This window comes from Xenorhabdus sp. NBAII XenSa04, from assembly GCF_963866145.1.
Lineage (GTDB): Bacteria > Pseudomonadota > Gammaproteobacteria > Enterobacterales > Enterobacteriaceae > Xenorhabdus > Xenorhabdus indica.
This window is the reverse complement of the sequence record NZ_CAWMEB010000268.1, coordinates 1-15,783: the sequence shown is the minus strand read 5'-3', so window position 1 is coordinate 15,783 and position 15,783 is coordinate 1. Positions and strand designations below refer to the sequence as shown.

Here is a 15,783-nt window from a genome sequence, read left to right as displayed (position 1 = left end):
CGGTAAGGTTACCGGAGTGTAAACAATTGTAATAGAAGCAGGATGGCTTGCAGGCTTTTTATGCTAGAGGGATCACATGTAATATGAGATTTAACAAAAAGTTAACTTCGAATCGTTATTGTATCTAAGAAATCAAAATAGGCAATATTTTTAAAGTAACTCTCTATTTTTCAAAACTATTTTTTTGATAAAAATCACATGTTAGTGTTTTTGAATTGACTTCTTGTTGTAATGAAATGATCGTTTTTGATATTGATGAGCAGTTCGAGACTGCTCATCAGTTAAACTAATTATTAGAAGTTATATTTTACACTGTAAACAATACCATCCTGAAGGAAATCTTCGCCTAATTTATTATTGGCATAGCGATATTGGATACCGGTAGTAAAAGAAGAGTGTGGAGTCCACCATAATCCCAGAGCCCCGTTAACGCCATCACGGCCACCATTGCCGTAACGTTTATTACGATTCAGTTCGATTTCATTCCAGTTTGTGACACTGAATTTTTGCTCCCAAAGGTTGAAATCGTACCCTGCAACCCAGCCTACGACATAACCGTTATTTCCTGAGTAGAAAGTTTGGTCAACATAGTGCAGGGCAACAAAAGGTTTGAACCACAGACCTGCAAAGGTCGTGTTATAGCCCAATCCATAGAGTGTATTTACTTCATGGAAGTTGCCACCGTTAGCTTTTCCTGGTTGTGAGTAGGTTCCATAAACATGTCCATAAAGGTTGAAACCTGTTTCTCCCAGATAAAAACGTCCTGTTGTTTTGAAAGCGTAACGTCGGTTATCACCAGGTTGTGCAGTTTTGCTGTTAAATGGGTTTTCTAAATCAAAGAAGCCATATAGCTCTCCCCAACTGAAACCCGCTCCGCCTTCCAGTTCCATATAAGCAAAGTCATCTTTGTGAGAAGTCTTCCCTGTTTTGTGCGTAGTATGTTTGCTCCAGTCAAGGTAGTTCATGCTGACATTGGCAAACCCCCACTGATATTCCGCACAGGCTGAAGCAGAAACCAAGGCGGTAGCAACTGCGGTGAGTGTCAAAATATGTCTTTTCATAAATTCCCTTTATGTGGTTTTTTAGATATACAAAAAATATTTTGGATAGTTCGAAACAAAATGAATGCGAACATAATATTTATTAGTATAAATATTTTCCCGTAAGAAAAGATGTCTCTTGGGTCACATAATTTCAGTTTTTATTTTTATTGTGATAATTATCACTAAATGGGAACAACACAAAACTGAACTTTATCAGCTTTGTGTTGTAACAGGTAAGATTTTAAACAAGTTGACTTTTCTTCAATGCGACATAATCCAATATACCTCCCAGTAGCAATCCTATGACGCCAATGACAACACTCCATGACAGCATGGGGTATATAAAGTCACTTATTTCATTAGAAAGTTGGATATATTCTGGGGAAATAAAAAGTATCAAAGTGACGAAATGAGTGATTATAAACAATAGGCTGCTTATAATTAACCAGGTAATAAAAATCAGCGCGGCTAATGTCATGGTCATAAAGGCCAGACGATAATAGCGACTAAATAGCGTCCGCGGAATGAAACTATCAGTTTTTTGAGTATAGGTCAGTGTATTACGACAAATCAACAAGAGAGCAAGACCCGGTAATCCAATCACAACGGAGAACAGATAAAATATTGACCAACCATGAGCCTCGGCAAACCAGCCTGCAACTGGACCGACGTAAACTCGCCCCACAGCGGATAATGCAGAAAGAAGAGCAAATTGGGTTGCTGAAAATGATTTATTACAAAGTGTCATGAGTAAGGCAACAAATGCTGCTGTGCCCATACCGCCGCAGATATTCTCCAGAAAAATAGCGCCACCCATGACATAAATATCCTTGGGAGTGACGGCAAGTATCCAGTAACCGAAATTTGAAACGGTTTGAAGGAGCCCGAAGATCATCAATGCACGGAACAGGCTCCACTTCTGCATCAGATAACCACCATACAGGGCCCCTATAATGGTGGCAGCCAGGCCAAGGGTTTTATTAATCATACCGACTTCAGCCGGATTAAACCCTACTCCGCGAATAAGAAAAGGGGTGCTGAGTGAAAGGGCAAAAGCATCAGCCAGCTTATACAGCACAATTAAGAGCAGAATAAGCCAGGCATTGTTTCGACTAAAAAAGTCAAATAAAGGCTCAAATACAGCCTGATGTAATGTTTTTGGCGGCGCTACGTCAATTTGAGGTTCTTTAGCAGTAAGAGTGGCATAAACGCCAATCAGCATTAGACCTGCCATGAGCCAGTACATGCTATTCCAGCCAATGTAAGTTGCCATCCATAGAGCCAGACCGCCGGAGACCAGCATTGCTAACCGATATCCCAGTACAGAAATTGCCGCTCCGGTTCCCCGTTCTTCCTGTTGAAGTAAATCGGTTTTATAGGCGTCAAAAATAATATCTTGAGAAGCCGAGAAAAAGGCGACAGCAACAGCTAATGCAGCTAACCACCATAAATGTTGCGATGGGTCGAGAAATCCCATTGCTCCGATACTGACAATGAGTAAAAGCTGTGTAATGAGCATCCATCCGCGCCGACGTCCTAAGAACGAGGGGGAATAGCGATCCATAGTAGGTGCCCAGAGAAATTTAAAAACATAGGCCTGACCGACTAAAGTAAAAAAGCCGATAGTTTTGATATCAATGTTTTCGACAGTCATCCATGCCTGTAACGTTCCTGCGGTGAGGGCAAGGGGGAGACCAGAGGCAAAACCCAATAAAAGAAGAATACGGTAATTGCGTATTGTAGATAAACTCAGTGTGTGATTCATCATAAGCCCTTCCAATACTTTCTGCCCATAACCTATCAGAGGAAAGTTCAATAGAATCAGGCAGAAAGTCTATATCTTGTTACCTGTTATCGAACATTCTGTTTAATGAAGGTGCTGATTGACGAATCTTGAGCCATGTCTGTAATCACATCAGATAATACAGTATTAACGGCATCAGCAATTTTGGCGTTAGTTGCGTTTAATGGACCCTGAGCATTATAGCTGGTGCGGTAGTTTTTGATTTGCTTACTACCATCTTGAGCATAAACAATAATTGAGATTTCCGCTTTCGCTGAAATATCGTGGCGAAGGCTTCCTTCCTTTACTGTCGCATAAAGTTGATTCACTATGACTTGTAAATTGGCATTCGCCGGAGAACCAATCATATAACCACGAGCAACCATTTGTTTTTCCAGCGCTTCTTGTAGTAAAAAGCGTAAATCACGTGAAGGCAGCAGCGTAACTAATTTTGCATCACGGTTAATTTGGGCCAGGGCTTGAGATTGCCGATGGTCGACCCCACTAATACTGATTGTGATCGCTTTCATTGTAGGATCTGCCGATGGCAAGGTAATTTTAGGTTGAATAGCCAATGTATTGCTGGTGTCTGCACAGCCAGATAAGTTGGCTAGAAAGAGAAGTGCGATAAATGGAGTCAATATTTTCTTTAGCATGTAAGTGTTCTCATTCAGAATACGGATACCCAGTATAGTAATACAGATAGTATGGACCGTTGCAATCATAGCATTGCCGTAGGTAACGGCATATCACTAATGCTTACTAATTGAAAGATATGAAGAAATGCTTAAATTAAGCTCTATAAAAGATATTTGGATACCCTGATGTTATAAATCACGGGAAATAAACTAGAATCAATATATGGTTGATTAATAACCTTTGGTGACTAAGGAGAATGAGATGGTTCGTCAGGAAATAGAAACAAAGTTACAGGCGGCATTTAAGCCTTCTCATCTGGAAGTGATCGATGAAAGTTATCGTCATAATGTACCAGCAGGTTCTGAAAGCCATTTTAAAATCATCGTGATCAGCAATGCGTTTGTTGAGCAGAGAATGCTCAATCGCCATCGCTCAGTATATAGTGTCTTGGCTAAGGAGATGGAAGAAGGAGTACATGCTTTAGCGCTTCATACTTATACAGAAAAAGAGTGGGCTGAATTAGAAGATACCGTTTTGGCCTCACCTGCATGTCGGGGAGGAAGTACAACGACATCAACTTTATGAAGTTGTACGGTATAATAATACTGTACAACTTCATAATCCTTAATTTTTTATTAATCTGGTTTTCAAGTTAGACTACAGCCTTCGGGCTGTATTTTTGTTTATATTCATACTGAATGGCCAATATCATGATGTAGCCATTGGGCAATGCATATCACATTAAGTCAACGAATAGTGCATGCTTTTGTCTGCAATTCTCGACTCATACTGTCTGCATCGCTATAATGCTGCGTCTAAATTTTTACAATAGTTTCGTTCGGGGCGCTTCTGATCACAGGGATTCTCGGTTTTTAAATGCGACCGCCCCGGTTCTTGAAGAGTGATGTAATTTGCCTGTTTTAGACGTTGCACCATTCTGAAGTTGACCGAGCACTATGATTTTTTTGAGGTAACAAGATGCAAGTTTCTGTTGAAACAACTCAAGGCCTTGGGCGTCGTGTATCAATCACCGTTCCTGCTGCCGACATTGAAAAAGCAGTTAACAGTGAATTGGTTAATGTAGCGAAGAAAGTTCGTATTGACGGTTTCCGTAAAGGTAAAGTGCCTATGAATATCGTCAAACAGCGTTATGGCGCTTCCGTTCTGCAGGATGTTCTCGGTGATCTGATGCAGCGCAACTTCGTCAATGCAATCATTGAGAATAAAATTAATCCAGCTGGCGCACCAAGCTATAAACCAGAACAGTTTAAAAACGGTGAAGACTTCATTTATGCGGTTGAATTCGAAGTTTATCCAGAAATCGAACTGAAAGGTCTGGAAGACATTGAAGTTGAAAAACCAGTTGTTGAAGTAAAAGATGCAGACGTTGACACAATGCTGGAAACTTTGCGCAAACAGCAGGCTGACTGGAAAGAAACTGAAGCAGCAGCAGTTGCAGAAGATCGTGTAACTGTTGATTTCAATGGCTCTGTTGATGGCGAAGAGTTCGAAGGCGGTAAAGCAACTGATTTCGTTCTGGCAATGGGACAGGGTCGAATGATCCCTGGTTTTGAAGAGGGTATCGTTGGTCACAAAGCGGGCGAAGAATTTACAATCGATGTCACTTTCCCAGAAGACTACCATGCAGAAAACCTGAAAGGTAAAGCAGCGAAGTTTGCTATTAACCTGAAGAAAGTTGAACAGCGTGAACTGCCAGAACTGACTGAAGAATTTATCAAGCGTTTTGGTATTGCTGATGGTACTGTTGATGGCCTGCGTGCAGAAGTTCGCAAAAATATGGAACGCGAACTGAAAAATGCAGTGCGTAACCGCATTAAAACTCAGGTTTTGGATGGTCTGGTTAAGGCTAACGAAATTGAAGTTCCGGCAGCGGTTGTTGACGGTGAAATCGATGTACTGCGTCGTCAAGCGGCTCAGCGTTTCGGTGGTTCTGAAAAACAAGCTTTGGAATTGCCTCGTGAGTTGTTTGAAGAGCAGGCAAAACGCCGTGTTGTTGTTGGCTTACTGTTAGGCGAAGTTATCAGCAGCAATGAGCTGAAAGTTGATGATGAGCGTGTTAATGCACTGATCGAAGAAATGGCTTCTGCTTATGAAGATCCGAAAGAAGTCGTTGAATACTACAGCAAAAATCAAGAAATGATGAACAATATCCGCAACATTGCTCTGGAAGAGCAAGCTGTTGAATTGGTTCTGAGCAAAGCAAAAGTTTCTGAAAAAGAAACTGGCTTCAACGATCTGATGAATCAGAACCAACTGGCATAAGTTTCATTTATTGATTACCTGAGATGGTGAATTTTTCTCTCAGTGATGTAAACCCGCAAGCCTGGCCTGCGGGTTTTTTATTGTTCTTGAAAAAAACAGATTTAACCTCATATCCTTTCTTACTATTATGTAGAGGCTTACTACTTTTTATAGAGGGAGAGTCCTCTGTTAGTTAACTTTGGATCATGGTCATCATCGCTTATCTCACGTAGAATCAGTTATGAATGGCACCAGCGTGAGTTCTATTAGGAGACGGAAATGTCATACAGTGGCAAGCAAGATCAATATGCACCTAACATGTCTTTGGTGCCGATGGTGGTTGAACAAACAGCACGTGGAGAACGTGCGTTCGATATTTATTCCCGCTTATTAAAGGATCGAATTATTTTTCTGACTGGCCCAGTTGAAGATCATATGGCGAATTTAATTGTCGCTCAAATGCTATTCCTGGAAGCAGAAAACCCAGAAAAAGATATTCACTTATATATCAACTCGCCGGGTGGGGTTATCACAGCGGGTATGTCTATTTATGACACGATGCAATTTATTAAACCAAATGTGAGTACTATTTGTATGGGGCAAGCCTGCTCAATGGGGGCCTTCTTGCTAACGGCTGGCGCAGAAGGAAAGCGTTTTTGTTTGCCAAATTCCAGAGTTATGATCCACCAACCATTGGGCGGATTCCAGGGACAGGCGACAGATATTGAAATCCATGCGCAGGAAATACTTAAAGTTAAAGCTCGTATGAATGAATTGATGGCAAAACATACGGGACAGCCACTTGAGAAGATCGTCGAAGACACAGAACGTGACCGTTTCTTGTCAGCCGCGGAAGCCGTAGAGTACGGGTTGGTTGATAGTGTATTTACCCATCGAAACTAATTTATTGATAATTAATTTATTACTCCAACACTATAATTTTAAGGTGACTTTTTGTGCTAACACCTAATTCGGCGGAGTAATGACAGCGTTTTTTCTGTTATGCCAGAGAGACTGGGATAACAGCTCATAAAGTGAGGTTGACTGATGACAGATAAGCGCAAAGACGGTTCAGGAAAGCTGCTGTATTGCTCTTTCTGCGGGAAAAGCCAACATGAAGTTCGGAAATTAATAGCTGGCCCGTCAGTGTATATCTGCGATGAATGTGTCGATTTATGTAATGATATCATTCGCGAAGAAATTAAAGAGCTAGTACCACATCGTGAGCGTAGTACATTACCTACTCCTCATGAAATTCGTCAACATTTGGATGATTATGTCATCGGTCAGGAAATGGCGAAAAAAGTGCTGGCAGTGGCTGTTTATAACCATTACAAGCGACTACGTAATGGAGACACTAATAGTGGTGTGGAGTTAGGTAAAAGTAATATTCTGCTAATTGGGCCAACAGGCAGTGGTAAGACTTTGTTAGCAGAAACTCTTGCTCGTTACTTAGATGTCCCTTTTACTATGGCCGATGCAACGACTTTGACTGAAGCGGGCTATGTTGGGGAAGACGTAGAAAATATTATCCAAAAACTTTTACAAAAATGTGACTACGATGTACAGAAAGCACAGCGTGGTATCGTTTATATTGATGAAATAGATAAAATTTCTCGTAAGTCTGATAACCCTTCAATAACTCGTGACGTATCGGGTGAAGGTGTTCAACAAGCACTTTTGAAACTGATCGAAGGTACAGTGGCAGCGGTTCCCCCTCAAGGTGGTCGTAAACATCCACAGCAGGAGTTCCTTCAGGTTGATACCTCTAAAATTCTGTTTATCTGTGGTGGAGCGTTTGCCGGTTTAGGCAACGTTGTCAGCCAGCGTTTGAATGTCAGTTCTGGAATTGGTTTTAGTGCTACAGTTAAAGGCGAATCAGAGAAAGCGACAGAAGGTGAATTGCTTGCTCAGGTTGAACCGGAAGATTTGATCAAATTTGGACTTATTCCTGAATTCATTGGCCGTCTGCCTGTTGTGGCAACGTTGGGTGAACTCAATGAAGAAGCGTTGCTCCAAATCTTGCAAGAGCCAAAAAACGCTTTAACAAAACAGTATCAGGCTTTGTTCAATCTGGAAGGTGTTGAGCTGGAGTTCAGAAAAGAAGCGCTGACAGCGATTGCGAAAAAAGCAATGGCGCGTAAAACAGGTGCACGTGGACTTCGCTCAATTGTGGAAGGTGTTTTGTTGGATACAATGTACGATCTGCCATCAATGGAACATGTAGAAAAAGTTGTCGTTGATGAGACAGTTGTTGAAGATAAATCTGCACCATTATTGATATATAGCAAGCCGGATGCTCAAGTTTCTGGTGAGTGACGAAAATGGGGTAGAAAGTACCGGCTATCAATACGCATTGAAAAAATAAAATGAGGGATTCTCCCTCATTTTGCTTTTTGCAGACATAGGCTATTGAATGTCAGGTTCCTGTCCCCATATATTTTATATTCTTTGAAGTGAAACTCGTGAAAACCGTGTTTCACGAGATTCCTAAAACTGGCGAAAGCTAAACGAAGAGAGAGCTCTATGAACCCTGAGCGTTCCGAACGCATAGAAATCCCTGTATTGCCTTTGCGCGATGTAGTGGTTTACCCACATATGGTGATCCCTCTGTTTGTTGGGCGAGAAAAGTCGATTCATTGTCTGGAAGCAGCAATGGATCATGACAAACAGGTCATGTTGGTAGCGCAGAAAGAAGCATCCACTGATGAACCGGGAGTCAATGATCTGTTCTCCGTAGGTACAGTAGCTTCTGTTTTACAGATGTTGAAATTACCAGACGGTACAGTGAAAGTTCTGGTTGAAGGCTTGCAGCGTGCTCGTATTACAACATTAACAGATAATGGAGAGTACTTTTATGCGCAGGTTGAATATCTGGATTCCCCGCTTGTTGATGAGCGTGAGCAAGAAGTTCTGGTAAGAACCGCCATTAATCAGTTTGAAGGCTATATCAAACTGAATAAAAAAATCCCGCCGGAAGTACTGACATCATTGCACAGCATTGAAGATGCAGCAAAATTGGCAGATACCATTGCTGCCCATATGCCATTGAAAATCAATGACAAGCAGACTGTTTTAGAGATGTCTGATGTTGTTGAACGCATTGAATATCTGATTGCAATGATGGAATCAGAAATCGATCTATTACAGGTAGAAAAGCGTATTCGTAATCGCGTCAAAAAACAGATGGAAAAAAGTCAGCGCGAATACTACCTGAATGAGCAAATGAAAGCGATTCAGAAAGAATTGGGTGAGATGGATGATGCACCTGATGAATATGAAACTCTGAAACGTAAGATCGAAGACGCCAAAATGCCAAAAGAGGCGCGGGAAAAGGCGGAAGCTGAGCTGCAAAAATTAAAAATGATGTCCCCAATGTCAGCAGAAGCAACAGTTGTTCGCAGCTACATTGATTGGATAGTGCAGGTTCCCTGGAACGCACGCAGCAAAGTGAAAAAAGACTTGGTAAAGGCGCAGGAAGTCCTTGATATAGACCATTATGGTTTAGAGCGAGTGAAAGAACGTATCCTTGAATATCTGGCAGTGCAAAGCCGGGTCAGTAAAATCAAAGGTCCAATTCTTTGTCTGGTTGGGCCGCCGGGTGTGGGTAAAACCTCACTGGGCCGCTCCATTGCTCGAGCAACAGGGCGTAAGTATATTCGTATGGCTTTGGGCGGTGTACGTGATGAAGCTGAAATACGTGGGCATCGTCGTACCTATATTGGTTCAATGCCGGGTAAATTAATTCAAAAAATGTCCAAAGTAGGCGTTAAAAACCCACTGTTCTTATTGGATGAAATTGACAAAATGTCATCTGACATGCGTGGTGATCCTGCTGCTGCTTTGCTGGAGGTACTTGATCCTGAACAAAACGTGACATTTAACGATCACTACCTTGAAGTGGACTATGATTTATCCGATGTAATGTTTGTGGCGACATCCAACTCTATGAACATTTCGGCACCTTTGTTAGATCGTATGGAAGTGATCCGTTTATCTGGTTATACCGAAGACGAGAAGTTAAATATTGCCAAGCGTCACTTGTTGCCGAAACAGATCGAACGCAATGCTTTGAAAAAAGGTGAATTGACCATTGATGATGGGGCGATTATTAGCATAATCCGTTATTACACCCGTGAAGCTGGCGTGCGTAGTTTGGAACGTGAAATTTCCAAGCTGTGTCGTAAGGCGGTCAAGGCTCTGTTGATGGATAAGCAGCTTAAGTATATCGAAATCAATGCAGATAATCTGAAAGATTATCTGGGCGTTCAGAAAGTGGATTATGGTCGTGCAGATACTGAAAACCGTGTTGGTCAAGTTACAGGGCTTGCATGGACAGAAGTCGGTGGTGATTTGCTGACAATTGAAACAGCCAGTGTACCGGGTAAAGGGAAATTAACTTATACCGGTTCGTTGGGTGAAGTGATGCAAGAATCCATTCAGGCCGCACTGACTGTCGTTCGGGCTCGTGCAGATAAGTTGGGTATCAGTTCTGATTTCCACGAAAAGCGTGATATTCACGTTCATGTCCCGGAGGGTGCAACACCGAAAGATGGCCCAAGTGCAGGTATTGCAATGTGTACAGCACTGGTTTCTTGTTTGACAGGTAATCCGGTTCGTGCTGCTGTAGCGATGACAGGTGAAATTACTCTGCGTGGTCTTCTCTTGCCTATCGGTGGTTTGAAAGAAAAACTGCTGGCAGCCCATCGTGGAGGAACTAAAACGGTCATTATTCCTTACGAAAATAAACGAGATCTGGAAGAGATCCCTCAAAACATAATTCAGGATTTGGAAATTCATCCGGTTAAGCGTATAGAAGACGTTTTAACTATTGCTTTACAAGATCCTGCGTTTGGTGCTGAGGTTGTCTCACTAAAGTAGTACAAAAATAGTGAGCTAACTCAAGACTCTTTATAAAAATTAGGTTGGTAAGTTAATTCAGGCTTGCCAGCCTTTTTTTGTCTCATTAAGTTAGTTTAATCTAAAGATCTGATTAAATATTTTGCTGTTCTATAATTTCTTGCTAATACTGGAATTGGTTGATATGACGGCAAGACTGTTGTGTTATCCGTTCTAAATAGGTGTTTGTTACAATAGTATACCTAATAGATTTCAAGTTGCATTGTGGTGGCAAAAGAACGAATCCTCAGTAGCATAGATAACTATGTGACCGGGAGTCGTTGTAAAGGGTAACGCGGCCAATGAAAGAGGTAACTTGAAAGATTCAAGGTATAAAACTAAATGGGGATGATAAGAGTGAATAAGTCACAACTGATCGACAAAATTGCTGCTGATGTAAATGTTTCTAAGGCAGCTGCCGGGCGTGTAGTAGATGCATTCATTTCTTCAGTATCTGGTGCATTGAAAGACGGTGATGATGTCGTTTTGGTAGGGTTTGGCACATTTACTGTACGTGATCGTGCTGCTCGTACAGGACGCAACCCTCAGACCGGCAAGGAAATCAAAATAGCAGCAGCAAAAGTACCCGCTTTCCGTGCAGGAAAAGGGCTGAAAGATGCTGTCAACGGGTAATGAACATAAATAACCTGTCACATTTACTGTGACAGTTATAAACTGACTGGATTAAATTGATAGGTTAGAATATAAGCGTATCACTTGATTGATGCGCTTTTTTTTTCTTAGCGTTCGAATTAGCGTAAGATGATAGTTTCTTTTTCACTAAGCGGAGTTTTACGTCTTTATGATGGACAACCTACGCACGGCGGCAAACGGCCCAGTGCTTAAAATCGTGTTGGCTCTAATTATCCTGACCTTTTTGGTGACAGGGGTAACAGGCTACCTGTCAAGTGAAGGCGGTAATTATGCTGCCAAAGTGAATGGTCAAACCATTAGTCGTGCTCAATTAGAGCGGGTATTTCAACAAGAAAAAATTTCATTACAGGAAAGACTGGGAGATCAATTCTCAACTCTGCTAAGTAATGAACAGCAAGTGAGAGTGCTGAAACGCCAGTCATTGGATAGTATTATTAATGCGGTTTTACTTGAACAATATGCAAGTAAGCTAGGTCTATCAGCAAGCGATGGGCAAGTAAAAGCAGAGATCCGCAAACAGCCTTATTTCCAGACCGAGGATGGCAAATTTGATAACAATAAATATCTGGAAACGTTGACCAGAGTTGGACTGAATCCAGATGCTTATGCGGAACAAGTTCGGCAGGAATTGATTACCCGTCAACTTCGTGCAACGTTACTGGGTTCAGAAATTGCTTTGCCGACAGAAATTAAACAGATGGCAGCGTTATCTTTGCAAGAAAGAACGGTTCGTTTGGCAACTCTTGAACTGAAATCAGTTGAAGCAAAACAGACAGTAACTGAGCAAGAGCTGAAAAATTACTATGATATGAATGGTAATCGCTTCACAGTGCCTGAGAAAGTTAAAATCAGCTATATCAAGATGGATGCTGCGGATGAGCTGAAAAATGTTACCGTAACTGATGCTGATATTGAAAAGTATTATAAAAATAACCTGTCAAAATATACACAACCAGAAAGGAAGAAATATAGTCTTATTCAACTTGCGTCTGAAGCCGATGCAAAATCGATTCTTGATGAATTGAAAAAAGGCGCCGATTTCAGCAAATTGGCAGCAGAAAAATCGACAGATAAATATTCTGCTCAGCAAGGAGGTGATCTTGGCTGGATGGAAGACAGCTCTTCACCTGATGAGATCAAATCCGCTCATTTAACGGAAAAAGGGCAATTCTCTGATGCCATCAAATTATCTAATGGGTATGCAATCTTCCGTTTGGACGACATTAAACCTCAGGTAGTTAAGTCATTAGCGGATGAACGCACAACAATAGAAAAAACAGTAAAACAAGAAAAAGCAATTGATGCGTTTTATGCATTGCAGAGAAAAGTCAGTGAAGCTGCTGCCAATGATAATGAATCCTTAGCTGCGGCAGAACAGGCCGTTGGTTATAAAGCTGTTACTACTGATTGGTTTGACCGAGATCATATCCCGGCTGATATTAATTTTAGTCAGGTCGTTCAGGCTGTTTTCTTTAGTAATTTGATGGATGATAAAGGCGCTTCAGGAACTAACTCTGATGTAATCTCTGTTGATGGTGACAGGGCCTTTATTATTCGGGTGGATGATGTTAAACCTGAATCCATTCTGCCATTTGAAGAGGCTAAAACTCAGGTTACTGAATGGGTAAAACGTCAAAAGGCTGAAAAACAGTTACAGGCTGATGGTGAAAATCTTCTTACAGCATTAAAAGAAGGTAAAGGAGAACCAGCTCTAAAAGTGGCAGGGCTCCAGTTTGGTGAACCAACACTAATGACACGTATGCCACAAGCCAACCCGATTACTGATGTGGTATTTACCTTGCCTCATCCCAAAGATGGTAAGCCAGTATATGGATTAGCTCATGATGAGCTTGGCAATGCTGTTTTGGTTCAATTGGATAAAGTTGCATCTGGTTCTGTTTCAGAAGAACAGATTAAACAATATATGATGGTTGAGCAGTATCAGATGGGTAATGCTATGCTGGAATCTTTAGTCGCTAACTTACGTGATAATGCTGAAATTAAAATAGGGCAAATTGAGTAAATTGCGAAGTTACTCGCAACTGATTTTGCAAAACAGTAATTGAAAAAGGCCACTTTCGTGGCCTTTCGCATATTTGAATCTTTCCTGTTGTTCTGAATTTTTGTTATGGCACTCTTTCCTCCATCAACAAAACATGGAGACATTTTTATGAAGTATTTAAGGATATTATTTAATTCATTTATTCTTACTTTTGGTATTAGCATGCCGTTATCTCATGCTATTGCAGCAGGAGAGTCTGTTAATAAAGTGGTACTGACACCATCATCTGATCTGCATAAGACCACTACTGAGAAAAGCGAATCAAGGGATAAGGAAGAAAAAGCGCTCTCAGGAAAAGGAAGCATTAATATCAATACAGCGAATGCTGAAGAATTAGCAAAAGAACTTAATGGTGTTGGTGCCAAAAAAGCACAGGCAATTATTGAATATCGTGAAAAATATGGCCCATTCACAGCAATTGAGCAATTACAGGAAGTACAAGGCATTGGTCCTGCTTTTATAGAGAAAAACCGGGATAAATTAACCTACTGATTAAAAGCCCTCTTGATGAGTGTGCTGATGATTTTATCAAGAGGGCTGTGATACTGATCAAGAATAATTAATTAAACGCTATTGTAATTAAAATGTTTTGTTATTGTTAATAATCTTACTGGTCAGATGAGTTGAGGGGAAAATAGCAATGAGCACAATTATAAAAGTCAGAGGTTATCATATTGATGTTTTTCAGCATGTAAACAATGGACGTTATTTGGAGTTTATGGAGGCGGCTCGCTGGGATTTACTCGCTGAAAGTGACATGTTACGATGGCTAAATAATAATAAAATTGCTTTTATTGTAGCCAATATCAATATTAACTATCGTCATCCTGCTGTATTAGGAGATGAATTGGAAGTGAAATCGTCCTTGCAGGAATTGCGTAACAAAAGCGGCTCTTTTTTCCAGAAAATTATACGCAAAGGCGATAACCGAATTATCGCCGATTCTATGACTACATTTGTTTGTGTTGATTTAAAAACTCAACAAACGTTGGTGTTGGACGGTGAATTAAGAGAAAGGTTTGATGAGTTTAAGAATGAAGCCGTGAAGTGAGGAGTGAGAGGTATTTTTCCCCCTCACTGATACCTGAATTATCTAGTTAAGCTGCGTTTTGGATTTCATTTCTGCCATTGTGGGCTTGGCATTGTTTAAATAAAGATTTAGCCCATTAGCTCGAAGATGGCAGGCAGCGCACTCACCACAACCATCACCCTGTATTCCGTTATAACAAGTGAGAGTTTGAGTGCGAACAAAATCCAGTTTCTGGTAATAATCAGCTAATGCCCAGGTTTCCGCTTTGTTCAGCCACATTAATGGAGTTTCAAAGCGGATATCTCTGGCGATACCGAGACAAACAGCATTATTCAGGGATTTGACAAACTCATCGCGACAATCGGGATAGCCGGAAAAATCAGTTTCACAAACACCGGTGATAACGGTTTCAGCCTCAATCTGATATGCGTAAATCGCTGCCAGAGTTAAAAACAAAATATTACGACCGGGAACAAAAGTATTCGGTAGGCCACTTTTTTCGCTTTCACTGAAATCTGGTACGGGAATGTTATCTCTTGTCAGGCTGCTGATAGCAAGCTCATTTAATAAAGTAACATCAAGTACTTTATGGGCAGCCGCTCCCAGCTCTTTACTGATACGGCTGGCAACATCAATTTCAGCTCGGTGGCGTTGACCATAGTCAAAAGTAATACAGTGAACTTCATCATATTGGTGAAGTGCTTGAATTAAACAAGTGGTGGAATCTTGTCCACCACTGAATACAACAACAGCTCGTTTCATGATACCTACCTCTTTAAATTGAAGGAGATATGTTACTCATAACTATTGAGTTTGGGTAGTTGCGTGAGATATAGCGTGATGTCACCGATATTATTTTTGACCCATTCTGGGTTGTAATAAGTATCAAGGTAACGCTCCCCGCTATCACATAACAATGTCACGATTGAACCCTGCTGGTTGTTGTCATGCATTTGTTTGGCTAGTTGCAAAGCTCCCCAGACATTGGTTCCTGTTGATGCTCCCGTTTTTTTTCCAATGAGCTTTTCGAGCCAGTAGATGGTGGCAATCGAAGCACAATCAGGAACTTGGAACATATCATTGATAACATGAGGTATAAAAGATGGTTCGGCACGCGGACGCCCGATACCTTCGATTTTACTGCTTGTATTTTTGCGTATTTGTCTGCAATTTTGGTGATAGCAGTCGTAGAAAACGGAGTTCTCAGGATCAACAACAATGAGTTTAGTGTTATATCCTTGATAACGCATATAACGGCCAAGTGTTGCGGACGTTCCGCCAGTCCCTGCACTCATGACAATATAAGTTGGCTCAGGGAAGGGTTCTAATTCCATTTGACGGAAAATGCTTTCTGCAATGTTATTGTTGCCCCGCCAGTCAGTGGCTCGTTCAGCATAAGTGAATTGATCCA

Annotated in this window: 14 protein-coding genes; 9 read left to right on the top strand and 5 right to left on the bottom strand. The window is 41.1% G+C overall.

Annotation, left to right across the window (positions count from 1 at the left end):
* Window positions 1–293 precede the first annotated feature (293 nt).
* The 3 genes from AAC147_RS09935 to AAC147_RS09925 form a co-directional block, all read right to left on the bottom strand.
* Window positions 294–1,061: a nucleoside-specific channel-forming Tsx family protein gene (locus AAC147_RS09935; protein WP_047680531.1), complete on the bottom strand. Its 768-nt coding sequence runs from the start codon at window positions 1,059–1,061 to the stop codon at window positions 294–296.
* A 223-nt stretch (window positions 1,062–1,284) separates the two neighbouring features.
* Window positions 1,285–2,811 carry a muropeptide MFS transporter AmpG gene (gene ampG / locus AAC147_RS09930; protein WP_047680529.1) on the bottom strand — a complete coding sequence of 509 codons (1,527 nt, stop codon included), beginning with the start codon at window positions 2,809–2,811 and terminating at the stop codon, window positions 1,285–1,287.
* A gap of 83 nt (window positions 2,812–2,894) precedes the next feature.
* Window positions 2,895–3,482: a lipoprotein gene (locus AAC147_RS09925; RefSeq protein ID WP_047680616.1), complete on the bottom strand. Its 588-nt coding sequence runs from the start codon at window positions 3,480–3,482 to the stop codon at window positions 2,895–2,897.
* Between the two features lie 244 nt (window positions 3,483–3,726).
* Between AAC147_RS09925 and bolA the strand changes: the two genes are divergently transcribed.
* The 9 genes from bolA to AAC147_RS09880 all read left to right on the top strand — a co-directional run bounded on the left by bolA (window position 3,727) and on the right by AAC147_RS09880 (window position 14,393).
* Complete coding sequence (bolA, locus tag AAC147_RS09920; RefSeq protein WP_038262193.1) at window positions 3,727–4,050, top strand: transcriptional regulator BolA; 324 nt, start codon at window positions 3,727–3,729, stop codon at window positions 4,048–4,050.
* Between the two features lie 393 nt (window positions 4,051–4,443).
* Window positions 4,444–5,748: a trigger factor gene (gene tig, locus AAC147_RS09915; protein ID WP_047680526.1), complete on the top strand. Its 1,305-nt coding sequence runs from the start codon at window positions 4,444–4,446 to the stop codon at window positions 5,746–5,748.
* Window positions 5,749–6,006: 258 nt separating this feature from the next.
* Window positions 6,007–6,630, top strand: coding sequence for an ATP-dependent Clp endopeptidase proteolytic subunit ClpP (gene clpP, locus AAC147_RS09910; RefSeq protein ID WP_047680523.1), 624 nt, complete (start codon window positions 6,007–6,009; stop codon window positions 6,628–6,630).
* 144 nt (window positions 6,631–6,774) lie between these two features.
* The gene (clpX, locus tag AAC147_RS09905) at window positions 6,775–8,046 is read left to right on the top strand and encodes an ATP-dependent protease ATP-binding subunit ClpX (RefSeq protein ID WP_047680520.1); all 1,272 of its coding nucleotides are present in this window, start codon (window positions 6,775–6,777) and stop codon (window positions 8,044–8,046) included.
* Window positions 8,047–8,253: 207 nt separating this feature from the next.
* Complete coding sequence (lon, locus tag AAC147_RS09900; protein WP_047680518.1) at window positions 8,254–10,608, top strand: endopeptidase La; 2,355 nt, start codon at window positions 8,254–8,256, stop codon at window positions 10,606–10,608.
* Window positions 10,609–10,983: 375 nt separating this feature from the next.
* Window positions 10,984–11,259, top strand: coding sequence for a nucleoid-associated protein HU-beta (gene hupB / locus AAC147_RS09895; RefSeq protein ID WP_156115343.1), 276 nt, complete (start codon window positions 10,984–10,986; stop codon window positions 11,257–11,259).
* A 169-nt stretch (window positions 11,260–11,428) separates the two neighbouring features.
* Window positions 11,429–13,303, top strand: a complete 1,875-nt coding sequence (ppiD, locus tag AAC147_RS09890; protein ID WP_047680514.1) for a peptidylprolyl isomerase — start codon at window positions 11,429–11,431, stop codon at window positions 13,301–13,303.
* A 147-nt stretch (window positions 13,304–13,450) separates the two neighbouring features.
* Window positions 13,451–13,834 (top strand): ComEA family DNA-binding protein, encoded by a 384-nt coding sequence (locus tag AAC147_RS09885; RefSeq protein WP_047680512.1) that lies wholly within the window; start codon window positions 13,451–13,453, stop codon window positions 13,832–13,834.
* A 148-nt stretch (window positions 13,835–13,982) separates the two neighbouring features.
* Complete coding sequence (locus AAC147_RS09880) at window positions 13,983–14,393, top strand: acyl-CoA thioesterase (protein WP_047680510.1); 411 nt, start codon at window positions 13,983–13,985, stop codon at window positions 14,391–14,393.
* Window positions 14,394–14,435: 42 nt separating this feature from the next.
* On the opposite strand, the gene queC is transcribed toward AAC147_RS09880, so the two are convergent.
* Together queC and AAC147_RS09870 are read right to left on the bottom strand one after the other, a co-directional pair.
* The gene (gene queC / locus AAC147_RS09875; protein ID WP_047680508.1) at window positions 14,436–15,134 is read right to left on the bottom strand and encodes a 7-cyano-7-deazaguanine synthase QueC; all 699 of its coding nucleotides are present in this window, start codon (window positions 15,132–15,134) and stop codon (window positions 14,436–14,438) included.
* 32 nt (window positions 15,135–15,166) lie between these two features.
* Window positions 15,167–15,783, bottom strand: a 617-nt coding sequence (locus AAC147_RS09870) for a pyridoxal-phosphate dependent enzyme (protein ID WP_047680506.1), incomplete at its 5' end; no start/stop codon positions are given.

Coding starts and splice junctions, on each gene's coding strand:
- clpP (WP_047680523.1), top strand. CDS start 6,007: ATGTCATACAGTGGCAAGCAAGATCAATATGCACCTAACATGTCTTTG.
- AAC147_RS09925 (WP_047680616.1), bottom strand. CDS start 3,482: ATGCTAAAGAAAATATTGACTCCATTTATCGCACTTCTCTTTCTAGCC.
- lon (WP_047680518.1), top strand. CDS start 8,254: ATGAACCCTGAGCGTTCCGAACGCATAGAAATCCCTGTATTGCCTTTG.
- ppiD (WP_047680514.1), top strand. CDS start 11,429: ATGATGGACAACCTACGCACGGCGGCAAACGGCCCAGTGCTTAAAATC.
- queC (WP_047680508.1), bottom strand. CDS start 15,134: ATGAAACGAGCTGTTGTTGTATTCAGTGGTGGACAAGATTCCACCACT.
- AAC147_RS09880 (WP_047680510.1), top strand. CDS start 13,983: ATGAGCACAATTATAAAAGTCAGAGGTTATCATATTGATGTTTTTCAG.
- ampG (WP_047680529.1), bottom strand. CDS start 2,811: ATGATGAATCACACACTGAGTTTATCTACAATACGCAATTACCGTATT.
- bolA (WP_038262193.1), top strand. CDS start 3,727: ATGGTTCGTCAGGAAATAGAAACAAAGTTACAGGCGGCATTTAAGCCT.
- AAC147_RS09935 (WP_047680531.1), bottom strand. CDS start 1,061: ATGAAAAGACATATTTTGACACTCACCGCAGTTGCTACCGCCTTGGTT.
- AAC147_RS09885 (WP_047680512.1), top strand. CDS start 13,451: ATGAAGTATTTAAGGATATTATTTAATTCATTTATTCTTACTTTTGGT.
- tig (WP_047680526.1), top strand. CDS start 4,444: ATGCAAGTTTCTGTTGAAACAACTCAAGGCCTTGGGCGTCGTGTATCA.
- clpX (WP_047680520.1), top strand. CDS start 6,775: ATGACAGATAAGCGCAAAGACGGTTCAGGAAAGCTGCTGTATTGCTCT.